At 36.6% G+C, this 25,411-nt stretch carries 20 protein-coding genes; 9 read left to right on the top strand and 11 right to left on the bottom strand.

Translation table 11 applies throughout. The annotated features are described in order from the left end of the window. Positions 1 to 558: 558 nt before the first annotated feature. From ABH942_RS06745 to ABH942_RS06715, 7 genes are all read right to left on the bottom strand, one after another. Positions 559 to 1,041 carry a dihydrofolate reductase gene (locus tag ABH942_RS06745; protein WP_370030415.1) on the bottom strand — a complete coding sequence of 161 codons (483 nt, stop codon included), beginning with the start codon at positions 1,039 to 1,041 and terminating at the stop codon, positions 559 to 561. Between the two features lie 13 nt (positions 1,042 to 1,054). Beyond that, on the bottom strand, positions 1,055 to 1,393 hold the full coding sequence (locus ABH942_RS06740; protein WP_370030413.1) for a 2TM domain-containing protein: 339 nt from the start codon (positions 1,391 to 1,393) through the stop codon (positions 1,055 to 1,057). Positions 1,394 to 1,465: 72 nt separating this feature from the next. Beyond that, on the bottom strand, positions 1,466 to 2,404 hold the full coding sequence (locus ABH942_RS06735) for an energy transducer TonB (RefSeq protein WP_370030412.1): 939 nt from the start codon (positions 2,402 to 2,404) through the stop codon (positions 1,466 to 1,468). A gap of 15 nt (positions 2,405 to 2,419) precedes the next feature. Further along, positions 2,420 to 3,244: a thymidylate synthase gene (locus tag ABH942_RS06730; protein ID WP_370030410.1), complete on the bottom strand. Its 825-nt coding sequence runs from the start codon at positions 3,242 to 3,244 to the stop codon at positions 2,420 to 2,422. Positions 3,245 to 3,289: 45 nt separating this feature from the next. Next, entirely contained in the window at positions 3,290 to 3,913 is a 624-nt protein-coding gene (locus ABH942_RS06725; protein ID WP_370030408.1) for a bifunctional nuclease domain-containing protein, read from the bottom strand. A gap of 157 nt (positions 3,914 to 4,070) precedes the next feature. Then, positions 4,071 to 5,039 (bottom strand): electron transfer flavoprotein subunit alpha/FixB family protein, encoded by a 969-nt coding sequence (locus ABH942_RS06720; protein WP_370030406.1) that lies wholly within the window; start codon positions 5,037 to 5,039, stop codon positions 4,071 to 4,073. A 93-nt stretch (positions 5,040 to 5,132) separates the two neighbouring features. Next, on the bottom strand, positions 5,133 to 5,879 hold the full coding sequence (locus ABH942_RS06715) for an electron transfer flavoprotein beta subunit/FixA family protein (protein ID WP_370030404.1): 747 nt from the start codon (positions 5,877 to 5,879) through the stop codon (positions 5,133 to 5,135). Between the two features lie 209 nt (positions 5,880 to 6,088). Here ABH942_RS06715 and ABH942_RS06710 point away from each other — a divergent pair, with 209 nt between their 5' ends. From ABH942_RS06710 to ABH942_RS06690, 5 genes are all read left to right on the top strand, one after another. Then, complete coding sequence (locus tag ABH942_RS06710) at positions 6,089 to 7,285, top strand: MFS transporter (RefSeq protein ID WP_370030402.1); 1,197 nt, start codon at positions 6,089 to 6,091, stop codon at positions 7,283 to 7,285. 142 nt (positions 7,286 to 7,427) lie between these two features. Continuing rightward, positions 7,428 to 8,405, top strand: coding sequence for a pyruvate dehydrogenase complex E1 component subunit beta (locus tag ABH942_RS06705; protein WP_370030400.1), 978 nt, complete (start codon positions 7,428 to 7,430; stop codon positions 8,403 to 8,405). A gap of 135 nt (positions 8,406 to 8,540) precedes the next feature. Further along, positions 8,541 to 11,048: a DUF5686 family protein gene (locus ABH942_RS06700; protein WP_370030398.1), complete on the top strand. Its 2,508-nt coding sequence runs from the start codon at positions 8,541 to 8,543 to the stop codon at positions 11,046 to 11,048. Positions 11,049 to 11,152: 104 nt separating this feature from the next. Then, entirely contained in the window at positions 11,153 to 11,683 is a 531-nt protein-coding gene (locus tag ABH942_RS06695) for an inorganic diphosphatase (RefSeq protein ID WP_370030396.1), read from the top strand. Positions 11,684 to 11,796: 113 nt separating this feature from the next. Further along, complete coding sequence (locus tag ABH942_RS06690) at positions 11,797 to 14,241, top strand: sodium-translocating pyrophosphatase (RefSeq protein WP_370030394.1); 2,445 nt, start codon at positions 11,797 to 11,799, stop codon at positions 14,239 to 14,241. A gap of 54 nt (positions 14,242 to 14,295) precedes the next feature. Here ABH942_RS06690 and ABH942_RS06685 read toward each other — a convergent pair whose 3' ends face one another. Together ABH942_RS06685 and ABH942_RS06680 are read right to left on the bottom strand one after the other, a co-directional pair. Continuing rightward, positions 14,296 to 14,910, bottom strand: a complete 615-nt coding sequence (locus ABH942_RS06685; RefSeq protein ID WP_140000708.1) for a deoxynucleoside kinase — start codon at positions 14,908 to 14,910, stop codon at positions 14,296 to 14,298. After that, positions 14,910 to 15,701, bottom strand: coding sequence for a hypothetical protein (locus ABH942_RS06680; RefSeq protein WP_370030391.1), 792 nt, complete (start codon positions 15,699 to 15,701; stop codon positions 14,910 to 14,912). The genes ABH942_RS06685 and ABH942_RS06680 overlap by 1 nt, the downstream gene beginning before the upstream one ends. Before the next feature lie 333 nt (positions 15,702 to 16,034). Between ABH942_RS06680 and ABH942_RS06675 the strand changes: the two genes are divergently transcribed. Further along, a complete protein-coding gene (locus ABH942_RS06675; protein WP_370030389.1) occupies positions 16,035 to 16,964 on the top strand; it encodes a GLPGLI family protein in 930 nt (309 codons plus the stop codon). 65 nt (positions 16,965 to 17,029) lie between these two features. Here ABH942_RS06675 and ABH942_RS06670 read toward each other — a convergent pair whose 3' ends face one another. Both ABH942_RS06670 and ABH942_RS06665 read right to left on the bottom strand, forming a co-directional pair. After that, positions 17,030 to 17,710 carry a response regulator transcription factor gene (locus ABH942_RS06670; RefSeq protein WP_370030387.1) on the bottom strand — a complete coding sequence of 227 codons (681 nt, stop codon included), beginning with the start codon at positions 17,708 to 17,710 and terminating at the stop codon, positions 17,030 to 17,032. After that, complete coding sequence (locus ABH942_RS06665; protein WP_370030385.1) at positions 17,703 to 19,295, bottom strand: sensor histidine kinase; 1,593 nt, start codon at positions 19,293 to 19,295, stop codon at positions 17,703 to 17,705. Before ABH942_RS06665 ends, ABH942_RS06670 begins: the two co-directional genes overlap by 8 nt. A 121-nt stretch (positions 19,296 to 19,416) precedes the next feature. Here ABH942_RS06665 and ABH942_RS06660 point away from each other — a divergent pair, with 121 nt between their 5' ends. From ABH942_RS06660 to ABH942_RS06650, 3 genes are all read left to right on the top strand, one after another. Beyond that, positions 19,417 to 20,265 carry a GLPGLI family protein gene (locus ABH942_RS06660; protein WP_370030383.1) on the top strand — a complete coding sequence of 283 codons (849 nt, stop codon included), beginning with the start codon at positions 19,417 to 19,419 and terminating at the stop codon, positions 20,263 to 20,265. A gap of 34 nt (positions 20,266 to 20,299) precedes the next feature. After that, a complete protein-coding gene (locus ABH942_RS06655; RefSeq protein ID WP_370030381.1) occupies positions 20,300 to 22,984 on the top strand; it encodes a carboxypeptidase-like regulatory domain-containing protein in 2,685 nt (894 codons plus the stop codon). Between the two features lie 172 nt (positions 22,985 to 23,156). After that, positions 23,157 to 25,409 carry a hypothetical protein gene (locus tag ABH942_RS06650; protein WP_370030379.1) on the top strand — a complete coding sequence of 751 codons (2,253 nt, stop codon included), beginning with the start codon at positions 23,157 to 23,159 and terminating at the stop codon, positions 25,407 to 25,409. Positions 25,410 to 25,411: the final 2 nt, after the last annotated feature.

The following is a 25,411-nucleotide window of genomic DNA, read 5'->3' as shown; positions in this document are numbered from 1 at the left end:
ATTATAGTTGATAACAAAAAACATCAATTTAATATGCGTTCAAGTTATTTTAGGTAGAGGTAAACAAAAGGTCACTAAATTAGGTTAGAAAAAAATTTACCAAAATTAGGCGATTGCGCTGCATTTGTATATTGTGCAATTTTACATTGTTAAACAAAATAGTTCAATCACATGTTTTCAAGGTTATTAATAGCAGAACTGAAATGGGTACTACTGGCACTAGCTATCTCATTTTTTCTTGTGAACAGTATCGACGGCGGCGTTTTTCGAAGCGACGCTGAAATTGGGGTGCCACAAACGTTCTTAGGGTTAAATTTGTTTTTGGAAATTTTAGTTTTTTTCGTTTTTAGTACCTTTGTGGTATTTGGTATTAAAGGCTTTTTTGAGATGTATTCTCGAAAATTTGCCAATGTCATTATCTTCATCTCTGGAGTCTTGATGGCGGCACTAATATTTATTTTAAGTTATCAGATACTGTCTATAGAGTAGTTGTTTTCTGAGAAAATAGTATTGAAAAGTTTAACTATGAACATCCTGAAATTTTTCAGGATGTTTTTTTTATTTCCTTGCGAAAGTCTGAAAACTGAAATCAACCTTGTGTTTTTCATCTGTCGGATGGTATTCCTCAGAAATCAATTCCCATTCGTTACGGTCTATTTCGGGAAAAAAAGCATCAGCTTCGAATGACTCATGAACTCTTGTGAGTTCGATTACATCTGCAAACGGCATTCCGAGCTTGTAGATCTCGCCTCCGCCAATAATAAAAATATCTTCTTCTTTTGGACAAGCAGCGATAGCATTCTCCATGCTGTCAACAACAATACATCCTTCCGGGGCGTATTCTTTCTGGCGGGTAATAATTACATGAGTACGCTTAGGTAAAGGCTTTGGAAAGCTTTCAAATGTTTTTCTTCCCATAATGATATGATGTCCGGTAGTGATTTCCTTAAACCGTTTAAAGTCATCCGGTAAGTGCCAAAGCATTGCATTATCTTTTCCAAGGGCATTATTTTCTGCAGCTGCAGCAATTAGGGTAATCATCAGGGAGTGTTTTTTAAGATTGTGGATTGTTGTCGACTTTTGACTGCAATTGCTGTATTTTTCGTTCTTGTTTTGCGACCAGCTTGTCGATTTGGGATCTTTCCCAATTTTTGTTCATGAAGCTATCGGTAATAAATACCCGTATAAAATGAAGAACAAAGATAAATGCCCAAATAATTATGGCCCATAAATCCCAATTGGAGCCAGGATAAATATCAAGGTCTAATACTCTGTGAATGATGAGGAAAAAAATACTTCCAACAAAGAACAGGATAAAGTGGAAATACAGACGTTTTTTCTGTTTCATCCTGCGACGGGCATATTCGTAGAGTTCGTGTTGGTTATTTTCCATACGATAGAAATTTGATTTTAAAGATAAGATTTATTTTTAAAATTTAAAAAAAGCTGCAGGAGAATGTTTTTATTACTCAACGTGAATAGCTATCGGGAGTGCTAAAGAGGCTCTGGTGAACATGCCTCTAATTTTCCCCGGTTTCCATTCGTTATACTTTTTTATAATTCGTTTGGCTTCCCTATCTAATTGTCCGCCTAAACCTTTTAGTATTTTTATGCTGGTAACCGATCCGTCTTTTTCAACGATAAAACTCACTATGATTCTGTCGTTGATAGGGGTGATGTCATCCTCGATATGAAAATTTGTTGACACAAATTTATAGAAGTTTGCCATTCCTTTATTGGGTTCCGGATCTTCAAAGATTTCACTATATGTGTATTTTTGGGAATCAGAATCTGTACTTTCGCCAGAGACAAGAGTTCCTTCTTTATAAATTTCTATAAAAGTAGCTTTGGTTTTAATGTTGCTGCCTTTCCATTCGCCTTCCTTGAGGCCGTTTTTTATTTTTCCACTCGATTTTCCGCCATACATTTCCTCTTCATAGGTGCCATTTCCGTTCTTGACAGTCTGTTTTCCTGCGGCATCATAAAACTGATTGATTTTTAAATTCCCGACTGTTTTTTCTTTTTCAAAATACAGGGCATCCATTTGAAGTTTTCCATTTTCATACCATGTTTTGTGAGGACCTACGGGGTTTGAATCCATATAGTTTCCTTCACTCTTTTTATTGCCGTTTTCGTGGTATGTTATAAGTTTTCCGGTTAGGTTAAAGCCAAGGCTATCGGTAGTTGTTCCTTCTCCATATAACTTTCCGGATCGATAATAATTTCTTATTTCATAGGACTTGCTCGGAATAGTATAGTTTTTTACAATCCTGTAGTATTTATAATCATCCTTAACCGTTGGGTTTTCCAGTGAATCTAAAAATGTCTTTTTGTCTTTTGCGTCTTGAGCCAATAGAAATATAGGCATCATTAAAAATAACGCCGAAAGTAGAACTGATTTCATAAAGTGCAAATTAATTTAAACTGCAACCGCTCCTTTAATATGAGGATGTGGCTCATAGCCTTCTAAAGTAAAGTCCTCGAATTTGAAATCGAAAATGTTTTTGACTTCCGGATTCAGGATCATTTTTGGTAACGGTTTTGGATCGCGGGAAAGTTGCAATTCCAATTGTTCCATGTGATTGTTGTAGATATGTGCGTCACCAAAAGTATGGATAAAATCTCCCGGTTTTAAGTCACAGACCTGAGCAATCATCAGTGTCAATAGCGCATAAGAAGCAATGTTAAAAGGTACTCCTAAAAAGATATCGGCGCTCCTTTGGTAGAGTTGGCAGGATAATTTACCGTCTGCTACATAAAATTGGAAGAAAGCATGACAGGGTGGAAGTGCTACTTTTCCATTGGCAACATTTTCAGCAAAAGACTTTGAAGTGTCTGGCAAAACGGATGGATTCCATGCAGAAACCAGCATCCTTCTGCTGTTCGGGTTGGTTTTTAAAATCTCAATCAGTTCTGTAATCTGGTCAATTTCCTCACTGTTCCAGTTTCTCCATTGATGACCGTAAACCGGACCAAGTTCGCCATTTTCATCGGCCCATTCATCCCAGATTTTTACGCCATTTTCGTTTAAATAGCCAATATTGGTGTCGCCTTTCAGGAACCATAATAGTTCGTAGATGATAGATTTAAGGTGCAGTTTTTTGGTGGTGACCATAGGAAAACCTTCAGACAGGTCAAAGCGCATCTGATAACCAAAAACACTTTTTGTTCCGGTTCCGGTTCTATCTCCTTTTTGCGTCCCTGTTTCAAGAACATGCTTTACTAAATCTAAATATTGTTGCATCTTTCTAGGCTTTAGGCGGTTTTAATACGTTGTAACGAAACTCAATTATGATTCTCTTTTGCTGATTTCATCTCGAATCTTAGCGGCTTTTTCATAATCTTCGTTCTGGACTGCTGTTTCCAGCTGTTCGTGCAATTCAGACAGACTGAGTTTAGTATAAGTGTCACTTGCTTCGTTAGATTCTTCCATACCAAATGTTTCTGGATTGGAAAGGACATCTTCTATTGTGTCTTGGTTTTCGCTTTCTTGCGGATTTGTTTTTAAGAATATCCCGGCTTTGTCTAAAATGTTTTTATACGTAAATATAGGAGCGCTAAAACGTAGTGCCAATGCGATGGCATCGGATGTTCTTGCGTCTATAATTTCCTCAATTTTATCTCTTTCGCAGATAATACTTGAATAAAAAACACCATCGACAAGCTTATGGATAATGACCTGTTTTACTATAATATCGAACCTCTCGGCGAAATTTTTAAACAAGTCATGAGTTAACGGCCTTGGCGGCTTTATCTCTTTTTCTAAAGCAATAGCAATTGATTGAGCCTCAAAAGCGCCAATTACAATTGGCAATTTTCGCTCTCCGTCCACTTCATTTAAAATCAGCGCATAGGCGCCATTTTGTGTTTGGCTGTATGAAATTCCTTTTATGGTTAGTTTTACTAAACTCATTTATAAGGTCTATGTTTGTTTGTTGTTTTTTAAAAAGGCTTGAACTAAATCTTTCGATATTCAAAGGGCAAAAATAATAAAAAAAAGGGCTATCTAAATTTGGATATTCCTATCTAAATTTAGATAGCCCTAATATGGGCACAATTTAAAAAATTATTTACGAATTATTTGCCTTGAATTCTTTTAATTTTTCCGTGAGTTTCGGAACTATTTCAAAAGCATCTCCAACTACACCGTAATCGGCTACCTTGAAGAATGGTGCATCTGGATCCTGGTTGATAACAACTTTCACTTTAGAAGAGTTGATTCCCGCAATATGCTGGATAGCTCCAGAGATACCAATTGCAATATATAAGTTCGTGGCAACAGGTTTTCCTGTTTGTCCAACGTGTTCACTGTGAGGTCTCCAGCCTAAATCTGAAACTGGTTTTGAACAAGCTGTAGCAGCTCCCAAAACGGCAGCCAAATCTTCGATCATTCCCCAGTTTTCAGGACCTTTTAATCCTCTACCTCCAGAAACAACAACTTCTGCATCAGCAATAGTTACTTTTCCGGTTACTTTTTCTACATTTTCCACTTTTACTCCAAAATCTGCATCACCTATTGATGGAGCGAAATCTTCCTGAGCAAGAGAAACAGCATTTTCGAAAACTCCATAAGAGTTTTTAGCCAATCCTAGAACTTTTACGTCCGTATTGATTTCTGTGATGTTGAAGGCTTTGTTAGAGAATGCATTTCTTCTAACCTGGAAAGGAGAAGTGCTAACTGGCAATCCTACTACATTTGAAGCATATCCTGCGTTTAGAGAAACAGCAACAAGAGGAGCCAAGTATAGGCTGTCTGTTGTAGAAGAAAGCAAAATTACTTTTGTGCTTTCTTTTTGAGCAGCCTGTTTGATAACATCAGCGTAGGCCTTAGCTGTGAATTTTGATAATTTATCGTCGTTTACTTTCAGTACCTTGTCGACTCCGTATTTTGATAATTCGGAAACGTCTCCGGCATTGATAGTTACAGCTGTAACGGTTGTGCCTAAAGATTCTGCAACTTTTTTACCGTAAGAAGCTAATTCGAAAGCTACTTTCTTGAATTTTCCTTCTGCAGATTCTGCGTATATTAATATTGACATGATAATTTATGATTTGTGATTTATGATTTGTGAAAGACAAATCCTAAAACGTTATTTTTAATTTTATTAAAATCTGAAATCTAAAATCTCAAATTATATAACTTTTGCTTCGTTGTGTAATAGGTTGATCAATTCGTCCAAATTGTCAGGGCTGATTAGTTTTACCGCTGATTTTGGAGCTGGCTTTTCAAATTTTACTGCTTTAGTAGTAGAATCAGCTGCAACTGGCTCAAGTATTGTCAATGCCTTTGTTCTGGCTGTCATAATTCCTCTCATGTTAGGAATACGAAGGTCTTTTTCTTCAACAAGTCCTTTTTGTGCACCAATAATCAATGGCAATGTAGTCGCCACAGTTTCTTTACCGCCATCAATTTCACGTACAGCTTTTGCATTGTTTCCTTCAACTGTTAAGCCGATGCAAGAGTTTACAAAATTTGAGTTTGTCAATCCGGCAATCATTCCCGGAACCATACCTCCGTTGAAATCCAAAGATTCTCTTCCAGCGATTACCAGGTCATAGCCTCCGTTTTTAATTACTTCTGCCAATTGTTTTGCTACGAAGAAACCGTCTGTTGGATTTGCATTTACTCGGATAGCTTCGTTTGCTCCGATTGCTAATGCTTTTCTAAGGGTTGCTTCGGTTTCAGGTCCGCCAACGTTTACTACGGTAACGTTAGCACCTTGCTGTTCTTGGAACCATATAGCTCTTGTCAAACCAAATTCATCATTTGGGTTGATTACAAATTGTACTCCGTTTGTGTCAAATTCTGAATCGCCATTCGTAAAGTTGATTTTTGAAGTAGTATCAGGAACGTGACTGATGCAAACTAATATTTTCATTTTATGTAAAATTATAGTGTTGATATTTAAGGCTCCGAAATTAAGGATTATAATTCAAATAAAAAACTATGCACGCATAATATTTTAATAATTTTTCCTCAACTATTTCGTTTTCGTTGCAGTTTGGGTGATTTTAATGAAAAATTGAGAAAATCTTTAACAGATAGCTCCCGTTATGTTTGGTATCTTTGCATCCTTAAAAATGCCTGATGGATACTTCTGTAAATAAGCCCAATTCTATATATAATGTTCATTTTGGATTAGTCTGCCTGAGTTCTTTGCTGTTTTCGGCAAGTTTTAATATGCTGATTCCGGAATTACCGGACTATCTGAGCAGTATGGGAGGCGCTGAATACAAAGGACTTATCGTTGCGCTTTTTACACTGACTGCCGGTATTTCCCGTCCGTTTAGCGGTAGGCTAACAGATACATTAGGTAGAGTTCCTGTAATGGCAGTAGGCTCGATAGTTTGTTTCGTTTGTGGTATTTTATATCCAGTTTTGACAACGGTTTCCGGTTTTTTGTTTTTACGTCTGATCCATGGCTTTTCTACAGGGTTTAAGCCTACGGCAACTGCTGCTTATGTGGCTGATATTATTCCGAGAGAACGTTGGGGAGAAGCGCTTGGAATTCACGGATTATGTTTCAGTACGGGTATGGCGATAGGACCGGCGATTGGAAGTACGATCAAGCTGCATTTTTCAATGGATATGCTCTTTTATGCGTCTTCAGTATTTGCGCTTTTGTCTATTGTTATCTTGATGAACATGAAAGAGACCTTGAAACACAAGCATCGTTTCAGCCTGCACATTTTGAAAATCTCCAGAAAAGATATCATTGCAATAGAAGTACTGCCGGCAGCGGTAGTGACTTTTCTTTCCTATATGGCCTATGGAGTAATTCTAACGCTGATTCCGGATTGGAGCCATCATTTAGGAATTGCCAATAAAGGCTTGTTTTTTATGGTTTTTACAATCACTTCGTTGCTGATCCGTTTTGGTGCTGGAAAGGCCTCGGATAAATACGGACGTCTAAAACCTATGGGGATTGGTTTAGCAATACTGATTGTTTCTTTAGGTGTTATCGCTTTTACGGAGTCAGTTACCGGACTGCTTGTAGGGGCTGCATTATACGGAATCGCAACAGGAATTGTTTCTCCGGCGCTAAATGCCTGGACTGTCGATATGAGTTTTCCGGAACATCGAGGTAAAGCAATGGCTACTATGTATATCGCTCTTGAAGCCGGTATTGGTTTAGGAGCTTTGTTTGCAGGATGGATTTATCAGGATGTGATTGCTAAAATTCCGCTTATTATGTATTTGAGTGGTGGAATGACGTTTTTGGCGTTGGTTTACGTTGCATTTCGGGTTAAAAAGATGAAGCTACTGCTTAAAGGTAGCCATTAATGAAGAAGACTATATCGTTTTCGTGGAAAAATCGTCTACCAAGAAAAGAACAATTAGTAATTGATTATTATAAATTATTCGATTTAGTAGTTTAAAATAATTATTTTTGCCTTTCAATTTTAAGAAGATAATAAAACATAATATGAGAACAATCCAGTTTAGAGAAGCAATCTGCGAGGCGATGAGTGAAGAAATGCGTCGTGATGAATCTATATATTTAATGGGTGAAGAAGTTGCCGAATACAACGGTGCTTACAAGGCCTCAAAAGGAATGTTGGACGAGTTTGGACCAAAAAGAGTAATCGACACTCCGATTGCTGAGCTTGGTTTTGCAGGTATTGCAGTAGGTTCTGCAATGAATGGTAACCGTCCGATTGTAGAGTTCATGACATTTAACTTTTCGTTGGTTGGAATTGACCAGATCATCAATAATGCAGCGAAAATGCGTCAGATGTCTGCAGGACAATTTCCAATGCCGATGGTTTTCAGAGGGCCTACGGCTTCTGCCGGACAGTTGGCTGCAACGCACTCACAGGCTTTTGAAAACTGGTTTGCAAACACTCCGGGATTGAAAGTGGTAGTTCCATCAAACCCGTATGATGCTAAAGGATTGTTGAAATCGGCAATTCGTGATAATGACCCGGTAATTTTCATGGAGTCTGAGCAGATGTACGGTGATAAAGGAGAAGTTCCAGAAGGAGAATACACAATTCCGCTAGGTGTTGCTGAGATTAAAAGAGAAGGAACGGATGTAACTATCGTTTCTTTCGGAAAAATCATCAAAGAAGCTTATGCTGCTGCAGAAGAATTGCAGAAAGATGGAATCTCTTGCGAAATCATCGACTTAAGAACCGTTCGTCCAATGGATCACGATACGATTTTAAAATCGGTTAAAAAAACAAACAGATTGGTAGTGTTGGAAGAAGCCTGGCCTTTTGCAAGTGTGGCTTCTGAAATTACTTATATCGTTCAGGAAAGAGCTTTTGATTACCTGGATGCACCAATCCAGAGAATCACAACTGCGGATACGCCGGCTCCATATTCTCCAACATTGCTTAAAGAATGGTTGCCAAATGCAGACGATGTTGTTAAAGCGGTAAAAAAAGTAATGTATAGATAGATTTTAGTATCCTTTTTGATACCGGATTTTCCGAATAATCAAAAAATAGGAATATCAAGAAATCAAATAATCAAATTGATTATATTTGGAACTTCATCAGACTGATTCTGATGAAGTTTTTTTTTGCAACACAATATGACGAATAAAATATTTGTAAGCCTAAGCTTTTTCTTTTTCTGTATAAACTTTCTGACCGCCCAAACAAAAGTAAGCGGTGTTGTTTATGACGAGTTCAAGCAACCGCTTCCTTATGCGAACGTAGTTTTCAAAGGAACCACAGAAGGAATTATTACTAATGAGGAAGGAAAGTTCTATTTGGAATCCAAATCAACTCAAAGTGCCATAGTGGTAACTTTTGTTGGGATGGAACCGAAAGAAGTTCCGATTGAAAAAGCGGTAACCTACAATTTGGAAATCAATCTGGGTGCAGGGAAAATGCTGAATGAAGTTGTTATTTATACCGGAAAAACTTCAAAAAAGAATAATCCGGCTATCGATATCCTGAGGAAAATATGGGCACGCAAGAAAAAAAACGGATTGCGCCAATTCAAACAATATCAGTATGATAAATACGAAAAAGTTGAATTTGACCTGAATACAATTGACAGCGCCTTGATGAAAAGCAAACTGTTTAGAGGAATGGAGTTTGTTTTTGAACAGGTCGATACTTCTGATGTGACAGGAAAATCATATCTGCCTATTTTTATTAATGAAGCCTTAAGCCAGGTATATGGCGACAATACTAACGGAAAGCTAAAAGAAATTACTAAAGCCAATAAAAACTCCGGATTTAGCAACAATCAGCAGCTGATCGCTTTTATAAAAGATTTGTATGCGGAATACGATATCTATGATAACTACCTGAAATTTTTTGATAAAGATTTCGTGAGTCCGCTGTCAAGAACCGGAATCAATGTCTACAATTATGTACTGCATGACAGTACCTACATCGATAACAAATGGTGCTATAACATCGTATTTTATCCTAGAAGAAAAAACGAACTTACATTTAAAGGTGATTTCTGGGTAAATGATACGACATTTGCCATCAAGAAAATTAACCTTACGGCAAGCCGCGGCGCCAATATCAACTGGGTTAAGGAAATCTATATCGAACAGGAGTTCGAAGTACTGAATGACTCAGTTTTCTTACTGACAAGAGACCATATGATGTCTGATTTTGCTTTCTCTAAGAAAGATAAATCCAGAGGAGTATATGGAAAAAGAACCACGCTTTTCAGAAATCATAAATTCGATATCAAAAAAGAGGACAAATTCTATAAAGAAGATGTCAACTTCTACGACCCTGAAATCTATGCCAAATCAGATGATTTCTGGAATGAAAACCGTTTTGAAAGCCTGAATAAGGATGAAAAAGGTGTCTATAAGATGTTAGATACGCTTAAGACCGTCAAGAAATTCAAGCGGCTTTACAATCTCGTCTCCATACTCGGAAGTGGTTATATCGAAATGGATCATTTTGATTATGGGCCTATTTTCTCCACATTTGGATATAATGACGTAGAAGGAATTCGCGTCAGGACAGGTGGTAGGACCTATTTTGGGCCAAACGATAGATGGCGTATTCAGGGATATACAGCTTATGGATTTAAAGACAATCAGTTCAAATATGGTATTTCCGGAAAAGTGTTGCTAGATAAGCAAAACCGATTTATAATTTCAGGAGGAAACCGGCGTGATATAGAACAGATTGGCGTTAGCCTTACGACTTCTAACGATCTTTTAGGCAGGAGTTTTGCCTCGTCTTCTTTATTTGCAACTGGAGATAACAGCAAGCTGACTTCGGTGAACCTGACTAATTTTTCTGCGGAAGTAGAACCGTTGAAAAACCTGGTGTTCCAGGCAGGAATGTCTTATAGAACCTTAAAATCGGCTTCGCCAAGCACATTCAGCTTGGATTATTATAAAGTTATGCCGGATTTACAAAATCCGCAGGGCGTCATAGAAAGTGAAGTCAAGCAATACGAATTCAATGCCTCGATTGATTATATGCCGGGCAGAAGACCTATAGGGTTTGGTGTGGAACGTACTAACGTGGATTCAAATTTCGCGAGACTGTATCTGAGTTTCAGTCAGGGGATAAAAGGGATTTTCGGAAGTGATTTCGATTATGAAAAAGTGCAGTTTTATTACAGACAGCCGTTATTGGTAGGAGGTTTTGGAAGACTTTTTACCACTTTGGAGGCAGGAAAGATTTTTGGAACAGTTCCTCTTGGATTGATGGGTGTTGTGCCAGGTAACCAGTCGTTCTTTATAATTGACAATACCTATAATCTTATGAATTATTATGAGTTTATGGCCGATGAATATGTTTCGCTCCATTTTGAACATAATTTTAATGGAAGACTATTTGCCAGAGTTCCTTTCCTTCGCAAATTGAATTGGAGAGAAATTATCGGAGTCAAAGGTGTTTATGGAACGATTTCAGATGAAAACAGGGCAATAAATGCTCAGACAGCTATACCTTACAGAGCGCCGGAAGATGTGTATTGGGAATACCATGCAGGAATCGGAAACATTTTCAAAGTGTTACGTGTTGATTTTGCTTGGAGAGGAAACTATTTGAACCTACCAGATGCCAATAAATTTACCGTAAAGGCATCTTTTGGATTCTATTTTTAAGAAATCCTTATTTTTAAATTGTTTGTATGCGTTTTTATTGTTTCAATGTATCTTAATGCTTATTTTTGCACCCGCTAAAATATATAGAGAAACAAATTTAGAATATGAGTGCAGCTAAGCAAAAATCTTTTGATGTATTGATCGAAATACCAAAAGGAAGCAGAAATAAATACGAATACGATTTCAAACTGAAAAAAATACGTTACGACAGAATGCTATTTTCTTCGATGATGTATCCGGCAGATTACGGATTTATTCCAGAAACTTTAGCATTAGATGGAGATCCACTTGATGTATTAGTGTTGGTTACAGAGCCTACTTTTCCTGGTTGTGTAATGGAAGTAAAGCCAATCGGTGTTTTCCACATGGCAGATGAAAAAGGACCAGACGAAAAAATTATCTGTGTTCCAATTTCTGATCCGATTTGGAATAAATTGAATGACTTAAGCGATATGAATCCGCATATGTTGAAAGAAATCGAACATTTCTTCCAGGTATATAAAGATTTGGAACAGAAAAAAGTTGATGTAGAAGGATGGGGTGATGTAAATGAAGCAAAAGAAATCATCGAAAAATGCGTTGATCGTTTTGAATCTATAGAAAACAGACCGGAAGAATTATTTAGCATTAGATAATTGAAATCCTAAAAAATTATTAAAAAAGCAATATTCAATAAAGAATATTGCTTTTTTATTTATGTTGGTTTCGTTACATTTACACTTATTAACCAAAACCAACAAACTTTAATATGGAGTCAATAATGATTTATGTGCCGGCAATACTCGCTGTAGTCGGACTTCTTTTTATGGCGATTAAAAGATCTTGGGTTTTAAAACAAGATCCTGGAGATGGAAAGATGAAAGAAATTTCAGAATACATCTACGAGGGAGCTTTAGCCTTTCTTAAAGCAGAATACAAATTATTAACTTTTTTCGTTATTGGCGCTAGTATCGCATTAGCAGCAATCACTTTTTTACCTGGAGCTACTACGCACTTATCAATAGTGATAGCTTTTGTCTTCGGGGCAGTATTTTCTGCTTTGGCAGGTAATATGGGAATGAAGATTGCTACAAAAACAAATGTCAGAACGACACAGGCAGCTCGTACGAGTTTGCCACAAGCATTAAAAATATCTTTTGGCGGTGGAACGGTAATGGGACTTGGGGTTGCAGGTCTTGCTGTTTTAGGTCTTACCGCTTTTTTCATTTTCTTTTTCCATTTCTTTATGAATGGTCAATGGGTTGAGGGAATCTATGAAGGAGAAACAAGAACTGCAAATGAATTAATGACTGTCTTGCTCGAAACGTTGGCAGGATTCTCTCTTGGAGCAGAATCGATTGCCTTATTTGCTCGTGTGGGCGGTGGAATCTATACAAAAGCTGCCGACGTTGGAGCTGATTTGGTAGGAAAGGTAGAAGCCGGAATTCCGGAAGATGATCCAAGAAATCCAGCCACAATTGCCGATAACGTAGGAGATAACGTAGGAGACGTTGCGGGTATGGGAGCCGACTTGTTCGGGTCGTATGTAGCAACCGTTTTGGCGGCAATGGTTTTAGGAAATTACGTAATCAAAGATATGGGCGGAATCATTACGGGTGATAAATTCGGAGGAATAGGCCCTATACTTCTGCCAATGGCAATAGCCGGTGTGGGAATCATTATCTCAATCATCGGTACAATGCTGGTTAAGATTAAAAGCAATGATGCAAAAGAAGCTCAGGTTCAAGGGGCACTAAACGTCGGCAACTGGGTTTCTATTGGATTGATTGCAGTAGCATGTTTCTTTTTGGTTACATGGATGCTTCCAGCAACAATGAAAATGAAATTCTATGGTGAAGGTTACCATGAAATTTCTTCCATGAGAGTTTTTTATGCGACTTTGGTTGGATTGTTTGTAGGAGCAGTAATTTCTTCCGTTACGGAATATTATACTGGATTGGGTAAAAAACCAATCTTGGCTATCGTACAAAAATCAAGTACAGGAGCAGGAACCAATATTATTGCCGGTTTGGCAACAGGTATGGTTTCTACATTCCCAACCGTATTGTTGTTTGCTTCTGCAATTTGGGCTTCTTATGCTTTTGCAGGATTCTACGGAGTTGCTTTGGCGGCTTCTGCTATGATGGCAACAACAGCAATGCAGCTGGCAATTGATGCTTTCGGTCCAATTTCAGATAACGCCGGAGGAATAGCAGAAATGAGCGAATTGCCAAAAGAAGTGCGTCAGCGTACCGATATTTTGGACTCAGTAGGAAATACGACTGCGGCTACCGGAAAAGGTTTTGCCATTGCATCGGCAGCCCTGACATCATTGGCTTTATTTGCAGCTTACGTAACCTTTACAGGAATTGACGGTATCAACATCTTTAAAGCGCCGGTTCTGGCAATGCTTTTTGTTGGAGGAATGATTCCGGTTGTGTTCTCAGCATTGGCAATGAACTCAGTTGGAAAAGCGGCGATGGATATGGTATATGAAGTAAGAAGACAGTTTCGTGAGATTCCGGGAATTATGGAAGGAACAGGAAAACCGGAATATGCAAAATGTGTGGACATTTCGACAAAGGCTGCCTTAAGAGAAATGATGCTTCCGGGAATATTGACTATAGGATTTCCAATTGCGATTGTCCTTTTAGGAAAATTGGTTTATCCTGAAAACAATCAACTAATTGCAGAAATGCTTGGAGGTTATATGGCGGGAGTTACCGTTTCAGGAGTACTATGGGCTGTTTTCCAAAACAATGCAGGAGGTGCCTGGGATAATGCTAAAAAATCGTTTGAGGCTGGCGTAATGATTAACGGAGAAATGACATACAAAGGGTCTGATGCCCATAAAGCAGCGGTAACTGGTGATACGGTTGGAGATCCGTTTAAAGATACATCCGGACCTTCTATGAACATCCTGATTAAGCTTACGTGTTTGATCGGTTTGGTAATTGCTCCTATTTTGGGTAGCCATGATGCAAAACCTGTAATCGACAATCTTGAAGGAATTGAAATCGTTCTTGATGAAACAACACCAGCACCTGAAGTAAAACAATCGACAAAGGAAATCAGGATTGAATCCGTAAAAGACGCTGACGGAAAAGTAAAAGCTACTGTCACGACTGTTACTGATTCGGCAGAAGCCGTTGAGGTTTTTGAAGGAACCGAAGCAGAAGTGGCTGCAAAGATTGAAGCCTATAGAAACAAATAAGCATTTAAAATAAAAAAGCCTTCCAATTGGAAGGCTTTTTTTATATTTTCAAGATTAAAACAATCCGTTAATTTCTGCATTGATTCGGTTAATGATACCTCCTAAGTCTTCCGGGTTGTCTACAAAATTGATATTATCAACATCGATAATCAGGAGTTTTCCATTGGTATAGCTTTGTATCCAGGCTTCGTATCTTTCATTCAGGCGGCTAAGATAATCGATAGAAATAGAGTTTTCGTATTCTCTTCCTCGCTTATGGATTTGATTAACCAGATTCGGAATAGAACTTCTCAAATAGATTAGTAAATCTGGTCCTTCTACCAATGATTCCATCAATTCAAAAAGCGATTTATAATTATTAAAATCACGATTGGTCATCAATCCCATGGCATGCAGGTTGGGAGCGAAAATATGTGCGTCTTCATAAATCGTTCTGTCCTGAATGATATTTTTGCCACTTTCGCGTATCTGAAGGACTTGTCTGAAACGGCTATTCAAGAAATAAATCTGAAGGTTGAACGACCAACGTTCCATCTGATGGTAAAAATCATCAAGATAAGGATTGTCTACTACGTCTTCAAAGTGCGGTTCCCATTTAAAATGTTTTGCTAACAATCGTGTTAGTGTTGTTTTTCCGGCTCCAATATTTCCTGCTACTGCTATGTGCATTACGGTAATGTGATTTTATATTGACTGATTTCGTTTTCGGTAAAAATAGATAAAATTTGGTCTTTAAAAGAAAAATGACCGAAGCTTTTTTCTTTTAATTGGATAGGTGATAACGACTCGTCTTCTAAATTATAGAGAAACAATCCATTATCGATTTTCATCAAAATTTGTTTTGGAGAAACAACCTGCAATTGATTGTAATCAGGAACATGCCCAAGAAAATTAACTTTCCCGAACAGATTCGAAACATATAAATTTTGTTTGGTGTCGATCCAGTAAAAATAATTGTAATCAGATTGGTAAAATTTTACGTTTTCTTTAAAAGAAGGCGTTATGGGTTGAAAAGTGCTTTTCTGAATATCAAACAATCCTAATTTCTGGCTCAGCATATCATATACCCATAATCTGTTTTGTGACGCCAGGCTTACAGCTTCTGGGTTTAAAGGTGTTTGTAGTTCCGAAAAATTAATCCTTGCAGTTTCATTCAGCTGATTGTCCAGTAAAACAACTGTTGTGAACTGTTTGTAAAACAGAACCAGCTGTAAAGGATTTTGCAGATCGACCTGATGAATTTTGCCTAAGGAAACATTTTTGTAAAAATAGACCTGATTCGGACTTGTTTTCCTAAATTCATTCTGGTTGATAGAATAGAAATTTCCAAAATTATCTTTCCCGATATACTGTCCTGTTTCCCATTTTTCTGCGTTGGAAAAAAAAGGAATAATGCTTGGCTGTTGTGAGAATGCCAATACGGGAATAAGACTCAGGGCTATAAAAATGATTTTTCTCATAGTAGGTGCCAATTTACGAATATCCTTTCAGATGTTGGAAGCAAAGCAAATATTTAATATTGAATATCTGAAACCATATACCAAAAACAAATTCCAAGTAAGCTTATATTTTTCTTGCTTTGTGGCTCTGCGCCTTTGCGAGCAATCATTTCACGCAAAGGCGCAGAGCCGCAAAGCTCCTAATAATAGAACTATTGAACGTCAACTGTCAGGTACAAACTTTCTGATAATCATTTAATATTGTGTTCAAATGGCAAGGTTAAAATTATTTAACAAAAGCTTTGTAGCAAATATTGTCCAAATCCGTCATATTTGTATACTAAATTTTGTTTTATGAAAAAACACCTGATTTTTTTAATGATGTTGGTTTCGATTTCCAACTCATATGCTCAAAAACAGCAAGGAACTTCTGCTATGGGAACCCAGGAATTTCAAGGAATGGCGGTCTATGAATCTAAAACGAGCACGCCTGATATGAAATCAAGATTTTCTGGGAATAGAGAAATAACACCGGAAATGCAGAAGTCTATTGAAGAAAGGATGAAAAAAATGCTGGAGAAAACTTTTATTCTCAATTTTGATAAGGCTGCTTCAATCTATAAGGAAGATGAAAAACTAGATGCACCAGGCCAAAATAATGGAGGATTCCGAATGATGTCTTCCATGATGGGAGGCGGAGGCACTTACTATAAAAATGTAAAAGAAAGAACATTTGCCGTTGATAAGGAATTTATGGGCAAAGAATTTCTGGTAAAAGATACATTACCAAAACTGCAATGGAAACTAGAAGGAGAAACCAAACAGATTGGAGGTTATACCTGTTATAAAGCTACAGCGGTAAAAAAAGTAGCCCGTTCGGATTTTAGAAATTTCAGACCGAAAAAACAAGAGGAGACAAAAGAAGCAAAAGACAAAAAGCAGGAAAAAACCGAAGAAAAGAAAACCAATTTCATGGATGACTTTGAAATGCCGAGCGAAGTGAACGTTACGGCTTGGTATGCGCCAGAAATTCCTGTAAACCAAGGGCCGGAAGGCTATTGGGGATTGCCTGGATTGATTCTCGAAGTCAGCGATGACAAAACGGTAATCTTATGCTCGAAAATTGTACTCAATTCAAAAGAAAAAGCAGCCATTAAAGCACCTTCAAAAGGCAAAGTCGTTACACAAAAAGAATATGATGAAATTGTAACCACAAAAATGGAAGAAATGCAAGAGCAGTTCAAGAGAGGCGGCGGCAGACCAGGAATCAGAATGGGGAATTAATTATATAAAAAAGATTAAAACGACATAGGTTGCTTGCACTCTATGTCGTTTTTTATGGATAGAAATTATGTAATCAATTTATAGCCTTGGCTTCGGACATTTATAATTTGGATGTTTGGGTCAAGGCTAAGTTTTTTTCTCAATTTTGTGATAAAAACATCCATACTCCTGCCATTAAAAAAATCATCATCTCCCCAGATTTTTTTTAAAACAAGAGAACGGTCTAATATGTCGTTCCTGTTTTCGATTAAAAGATGAAGCAGTGAAGCTTCCCGATGTGTGAGAAATTGTATGCTTCCTGAATAATCAAGTGTTTGTTTGGTCAGGTTAAAAATATAATTGCCTATAATGATACTTTCATCATTTTTTTCCAGTTGGATTCGACCTAAAAGGGCATGGATACGGACAATTAATTCCTCCATACTAAACGGTTTTTTCAAATAATCGTTACCTCCTAGCTGAAAACCATCAACAACATCCTGTGTCTGCGATTTTGCAGTAAGAAAAATAATAGGTGTTTTTTTGTCCAGTTTTCGGATTTCCTTTGCCAACGTAAAACCATCTTTTTTGGGCATCATAACATCCAGTACCAAAAGTTCCGGTTTCTCTTTTGAAAAAGTTTCAAAGGCTTCTTCTCCATTTTTACATGAAAAGACCTCGAAATTCCGTGTTTCCAGGCTCTCCTTTATAATTTGGGCAAGGGCAGGTTCATCTTCTGCCAGTATGATTTTTATTTTGCTAGACATCAGATAATTTTATTTTAAAAATAGTCAGTTCCTGGCTAGGAAGCAATTCCAGTGTGCCACCATGTTTTTCTATGATCCTTTTAGAATAATATAGCCCTATTCCAAATCCTTTTACATCATGCCTGTTCCCTTTAGGAATTCGGTAAAACTTGTCAAAAATCTTTTCTCTTTGGTCTTTTTCGATTCCTGAACCATTGTCCTGTACGGTAATTTCAAGAGTATTGGCAGCATATTTTAAATAAATATCGATGATGTTACCACCATATTTGATGGCATTATCAATCAGATTGGAAAGCGTATTTTCAAAATAGAAAGGATCAATCTCGGCAATAAGCTGTTCCATATTAGAGTGGAAGAAAATATTTTTTTCAGGATCAATTACCTTATGCTTTTCTACAAGATTCCGTATCGTTGAAACGATGTTTGTTGGCTCTTTATGAAGCAAAAGTTTATCTGTATCTAAAGTGGCAGTTTCTAAAAGTTTTTCGACCATAATTTCCAGCTTTTTTAGCTGCTGGTTGGAAATGTCAAGATAGCGGTTGGTCTTTTCAGTATCGTTTACTGCATTAAAATTTCGGATACCCTCAATAGCTGTAGCAACCGTTGTAATTGGTGTTTTGAATTCATGAGTGATATTGCTGATAAGATCATTTTTGATTTCATCTACCTTTTTCTGCTTATTAATTGTTTTTAGTAAATAAAACAAGCAGCCAATTATGGACAGCGAAAGAAGAAAAGATAGAATGATCTCTACCATACTTCGTTTTAAAATCACTACTACCGGATTTGAAAATAGTAGCTTCAACTTCTGTCCCGGGGGAAGAAATGTAGAATTAGAGGTTGTGCTTAAAGGGAAATGGATGTTTTTATCCAGATGGTAATTTTGAAGTACCGAATCCATTTTAAAAAGCCGCATTCCGTATTGGATAGTAATGTCCTTTCGTGCCAATTCTTTGTCCAGGGTTATACTTACTTTTTCAAATTCGATAGAATCTCGGGTCAGCGAAATAAGGATTTTATTGGTAAAGGTTTGGATTTTAGAGACGCTATCCATGGCGCGTTTCCCGGTAAGAACCTTTACTTCAGAAATTTTTGCAGGCGCTATCGCATAAGTTTTCCCATGTATTTCAGCGCTTTTGCCTTTTATAGTTTTAGGGCTTTCAGGTTTTGGAGAATCTATAAAGTCAATTACTTGTTTGGGAGTATTTTTAGAATTGTTGATTTTTATGACTGTAGTTGTCTTTGGTGAATTATCTTCAGTGAAAGTGCTTGTTGCCATATATTTTTTCGCTGCTTTTACTTTTCTTTTTGTAATTGCATTGATAAAAACGGAGTCGGAAATGATATTCTGCACAAAATTAGGGTCTTTGATAGTGTCATTTCCGATAAATGTCATGAAATCAGTTTTTACATCTTCTGCATAATAATGCTCTATGCTGTTGTCAAAAGCAATCTGTACGTCATTGATTAGCCGCTGCTTGTTTTCTGCATAGTTTTTTATATTCCAGTAAATCTGCAAACTGATTGTTGCAATGATAGTTACGGAAATAAAAAATAAGATGTATTTATAATTCTTGGATTTCATTTTTCAAAAGTATAAACAAAAAGCATTGAAAAAATGCCGTTAACAATCGTTAACGTTGGTTAACTGAAAATGATATTTCATGTGGTTTACTTTGTGTCATTAATTTAAAAAACCAACAAACATGATAAAATCAGCAGTTACCGCAGCAATAGTAGCAACTCTTTTTTCTTTCCAACTGATGCAGGCACAGGAGTTTACCGGACGCGCAACATATCAGACAAAAACAATAATGAATGATATACAGATAAGTGGCTCAAATATGACTCCTGATTTGCAAGCATCAATTGAAGAAAAAATGAAAAAAGGTTTTGAAAAAACCTATGAATTGAGTTTTAATAAAACGGAATCCGTTTACGAAGAGCCACCAAAACTGGAATCTCCGAGCGGTTCGTCAGGAGCCAAAACCATAGTCTTTAATACTACTTCATCAGGTGATGGTAAATCGTATAAAAATATAAAAGATAAGACCATGCTTTCCGAGGAGGACTTTTTCGGAAAAGAATTTCTAGTGTCAGATTCTTTACGAAAATGGGATTGGAAGTTGGTGGACGAGACTAAAAAAATAGGGAACTTTACCTGCTATAAGGCCATTGGCGTAATTCCTGTTTCTAAAGAAGATATAGAGAATTTTGAAAAAATGAAAAATAAAAAAAGCGAAAAAAAGACAGTGTTGTTTACTCCAAGTGAACCTAAAGATAGAACGATAACAGTTTGGTATACGCCGGAAATTCCAGTGAGCCATGGTCCCGGAGAATATTGGGGATTGCCTGGCCTAATCATGGAAGTAAACGATGCGAAAACAGTAATACTATGCTCTAAAATTGTATTGAATCCAAAAGATAAGGTGGTTATTAAAATGCCAAAAAAAGGAAAAAAAGTAACAAAAAAGGAATATGAAGCACTAATTGAAAAGCAGATGGAAAGTATGAAGGATTCGAAGGGCAACATCCATATTAATTTAGGCAATTAATCATTAGTTTTACACATCCAATTTCTCTTACAAAATGAAAAAAGTACTTTTCCTTACATTTCTATTCCTTTCCATTTCAGGATATTCCCAGAACATACGTTTTTCAGGTATTGTAGCTGATGCGAATGCTGTTGGTTTGGAAATGGCTAATGTCATGGCTGTAAACCAGTCTACAAAAGCCATGGATTCCTATGCCATTACAGATGATAAGGGAAGGTTCCAATTATCGCTCAAAGCCAATACCGCCTACAAGATAAAGGTGAGTTATATCGGTTATCAAGCTAAAGAAATTGATGTCCAGACACAAGCAGAAAACATGGTTCAGACACTTGTACTGGAACAGGGAGTTGATTTGGATCAGGTAGAAATTGTACAGGAAATGCCGGTTTCCATAAAAGGAGACACTATTGTTTATAATGCTGATTCTTTTAAAACAGGAACGGAAAGGAAGCTAGAAGATGTTTTGAAAAAACTCCCTGGAGTTGAAGTAAATGCAGATGGGCAGATTGAAGTAGAAGGGAAAAAAGTTCAGAAACTAATGGTGGAAGGCAAAGACTTTTTTGATGGCGATACGAAGTTAGGAGTGAAAAATATTCCTGCCGATGCTATAGATAAGGTTCAGGTATTGCGAAATTACAATGAAATTGGAGCGCTGAAAGGTCTTGAAAATAATGAGGAAAATGTGGCAATGAACATCAAGCTAAAAGATGGCAAAAAGAATTTTTGGTTTGGTGACATGAGTGCAGGAATAGGTATTGGGCATAAAGACAGTCGTTATATAGTAAACCCTAAACTGTTTTACTATAATCCAAAATACAGTATCAATCTTATCTCAAATTTCAATAATATAGGAGAGCTGCCACTAACCATACAGGATTATTTTAAATTTACTGGTGGTTTTAGAGGTATGATGCAAAAAGGAGGAAGCTCTTTTAATGTTTCCTCAAATGATTTGGGCATTGCCATGCTTAGAAATAACAGAGCCAAAGAAATTGAAACCAAATTTGGAGCGACAAACTTTTCTTATAATGTCACAAAAAAATGGAGTTTAAGCGGCTTTGCAATTCTTTCTTCCTCTGAAACTGATTTGGAAACCCGTTCAAGAAGTACCATTCTTGAAACCGGAGTAAGACAGAAAAACGAAGAAATCACGCACCAGAAAAGTAATCTAGGACTGTTCAAGTTTAGTTCCAGCTATAAGCCCAATACAAAATTGCAATTTGATTATGACGTATTGATGAAACAATCGAAGCAGGATGAAAATAATAACTTGCTAAGAGAATTTACTGTCAATAATGTTACTTCTGCAGAAGACATCTATACTACCAAAAAACAGAATCCGACATCAATAAATCAAAATGCAAGCCTGTATTATACGGCTAACGATAAAAATGTTTTTGCTTTTGAAATGCAGCATCTTTATCAGGATGAAGATCCTTTTTATAATGCCAATTTAATGACACAACCTTTTGCTTTGTCGGGTTATGTAGAAAATCAGAACCGAAATAATTTGAACCAAAGTCGTTTTGTAAAAACCAATAAGCTCGATGCTAAGCTGGATTATTACTATATGGTTACACCAAAAAGTAATATCAATGTGACTTTAGGAAATACCAATTCGCATCAGAATTTCAACTCAAGCATTTTCCAGATTTTAGACAATGGTAACAGGAATGATCTTGTAGCACCGGAAAATAACAATAAAGTAAGCTATGATTTTAATGATGTTTTTGTTGGATTGCATTATAAATTCCTGACAGGGAAATTTACTTTCACTCCGGGATTCAGCGCACACTATTACAACATGGATAATGCACAGTTAGGAACAAACTATAAACAAAACTTTTCTAAGCTATTGCCGGATTTCTACGCCCTGTATCAGATTAAGAAATCAGAAACGCTGACATATACTTTTGCGCTGAACAATAATTTTACAGATATCAACAACCTGGTAATGGGAAATGTGCTTTCCGGATACAGTAGCTTATATAATGGAAACAGATACCTTGAAAATTCAACAACGCAATTGCACTCTTTGAGATATTTCAAATACAGTATGTATAATCTGGAAAATATATTTGCCAATATCTCATACAGCAAAGTGACTGATGCCGTTAAAAGCAGAATTGTTTTCGATAATGTAAATCAGACCCTGACTCCTTACAATTCAAATCTGGCAGACGAAACGATTAGTGCTAATGGTGCTTATGGGCGATCTTTTCTAAGATTTTATAAAGTATCGGCAAGTATTGGATTGAACTGGTCGAAATTCAATAATATCCAGAATGGGAATGTAACGACACAGGAAAGTTTCATACAGAATTATACCATGAGAGCTTCAACAAACTATAGAGACCTGCCTAACCTTGAAGTAGGGTATAATTTTGTAGTTAATGATTATGCAGGGTCAAAATTTTTTACTGACAAGCCGTTTGCCAAATTAGATTATTATTTCTTGGATAGTTTTTCTTTTGTGGCAGAATATGAATTCTATCATTATTATAACAGTAGCAAGACAGTGGAAAATGAATATGATTTTTTAAATGCCAGCTTGATTTATCAAAAGAAAAACAGCAAGTTTGAATATAAAATTGGAGCGACAAACTTGTTGAACACGAAAACGCTGAACGATGACAGCTTTAACCAATACCGTACAACTACATCACAGTATAGGGTTCAGCCAAGGTATTTGATATTGACATTAAAATATAATTTATAAAAATATAATTTCAGTCAGGCTATTGGCTTAAGATAGAGTAGGGAGTTTTGAGTTAGTTGCTCCTATTCCATATATATAGCCCGACTGAAATATAACCTTCTATTTTGGATAAGATTTATTTTTGCTGAAAAAATAAATTAAATTTGTAGGACAAATCACTAAAAAGCCAAATATGAAGAATTACACTCTGGGATTATTATTGTTCCTTTCTGCGGTTTGCTATTCACAGAATAAAAATGAAAAAGGGACCTATATCTCCAACTCCTTAGGACAGGATGTCAAACTGAACCTTCTTGATAATAACAAATACGAACTTGTTCTCCTGTATGGAGATTATGAAGTTAAGAATGATACCTTATTTTTCAATAACAATTATTCCAGAGAATCTGATTTTGCTGTTGCTTTTTCTTATGATGCCAATCCAGGTGCAGGGAAAATCAGGGTAAATATAAAAGGGACTTCAGGTTATTTTTCAGGTATATATATCGGAACTCAGTCAGGCAAGTCAGAACCTGATTATAAGGCTGTTTATGATTTGACAGGAGAATTGGGTCTTGACGAGACAGAAGCAAATTTTGAAATCAATCGGGCAGAATATCTTTATCTGGCAAGAGAAGATTATAACGGAGAAACAACACTATACAAATATGCTCTGCCAAGAAGTGCTAATGAAATCAAAATTGAATACACTCCTAATTACTTAGGAAAAATGGATCTTCAGGGTTATTACAATGAAAAAAATGAATTGGTAATTTCTGAGAATAAAAAAAATCCGTTGACTTTTGTGCGTGAAAACCAAAAATCAAAAGTAGTTGACGTTAAAGAAAACCCAATAGAGACTACAAAGAAAAAAAACTGGACTTATCCTGGCAAAACGGATATGTTTGGTTATGGAGTGGCAGACAGTGCAGCTGTTGCGCCAGCATCTGACTTTAAATTAGTAGTGCATGATAATATGCAAAAAGCATTAGAGGCAACTAAAAAAACGCCTCAGAAATACTTGGTGGTTTCGTATGACCCGGATAATAAAAGTGCGAAGAACTTTTTTGATGTATTCATACAAAATCAGGAATACAATATAGGAAGCTATAGTTCTTATGGACAGATTGCGGATTATGACAAGTATAATTATTATTTAGCAACTGCAAAAGATGAGTCCTGGGCTACAAAAAATGTAATGTTTAAATCAGCAACCATAGTTATGGATGGGGATGGAAACATCTTGAGCCAGACCGAAAGGAATTTGTCGGAAAATGCGGGTATGTTTGATGTCTATTATAGCTCAATCGGGGAAAGGCTGCAGTATGTAAAAGCAATGGTAGATCTGAACAAGGCTTTGAGCTCCAAAAAAACGAAAGATTCTGAAATCGTAAAGAAATTGTTGCCGCTTTCAGATGATAATCTGTATAGCTGGTCTATTGAACCGCCGGTAAAAGTGGCTGTTAGTTTAGCGGAATCATCTATGGTTGAGCAGGTAGAGGCAGATACAATACAGGAATATCCGAATTACGAAAATCAAACAGCCTATACCAAAGTAAATTTTGATAAAAAGAAACTGCTTTCTGTTTGGGATAGGATTGTCAATAGTCATGCAAAAGATAAAACACCAGATATGGATTTTGTAAAAATTGCATTGGCCGAAGTACAAAACAGAGGGTTTTATTATAAAATTTATAACGAGGGGAGGCCATTTGATGAAGCCAACTTTAAAGCGATTGATTATCTGTTGAAACATTATGACGCGATTCTCGAAGAGCAAAAAAAGACATCTGAACAAGGTGATACTGCGTATGGTGATTATATCCCAACCATAGAAAGCCAATTACCATTAGCTATTTCCAGTGGTATTTCTCAGATTGGAGAAAATACCGATGAGAGATACAGAAACAGGATAATGGATATTTATAAAAAAGTAATGGCGAAAAAACCTCAGGATTATACTACTAACATCGAATATTTAAGAATTTTACAAGGTATTGCTGAAGCTCAAGATAAAGAAAATCCATTTGTGGCTGAATATGATGTCTTCTTCAAGGAAGCATTTAAAGGAGGTAAAAACGAAATTGAAATTTTAGATGATCTATATACTGCCCAGATTAAAACGGATTATTCGTATAACGATTGGACGTCTTTTAAAAATTCTTTTTCTAATGCTTCTAACGAAGCAGCTTGGTTTGTGGTTCAAAAAGGGAAAGATCCGGAATCCATTAAAAAGGCAATCCAATGGTCTGAATCCAGTTTAAGGATTGAAAAAAACAGTCCGTATTACTTAGACACTCTGGCGCAGTTATATTATAAAAATGGCGAGAAGCAAAAAGCAATAAAAACACAGGAACAGGCACTGAAATTTTCTGATATAACAGGAGAAGAATCCAAAGCCGAAATGGAAGCTGTTCTTGAAAAAATGAAAAACGGAACCTATTAAAA

The sequence above is a fragment of the Flavobacterium sp. 28YEA47A genome, from assembly GCF_041262125.1.
In the GTDB taxonomy this organism is placed as follows: Bacteria; Bacteroidota; Bacteroidia; order Flavobacteriales; family Flavobacteriaceae; genus Flavobacterium.
Note: the sequence above shows the minus strand (reverse complement) of the source record. Positions and strands in the feature narration are given on the sequence as shown.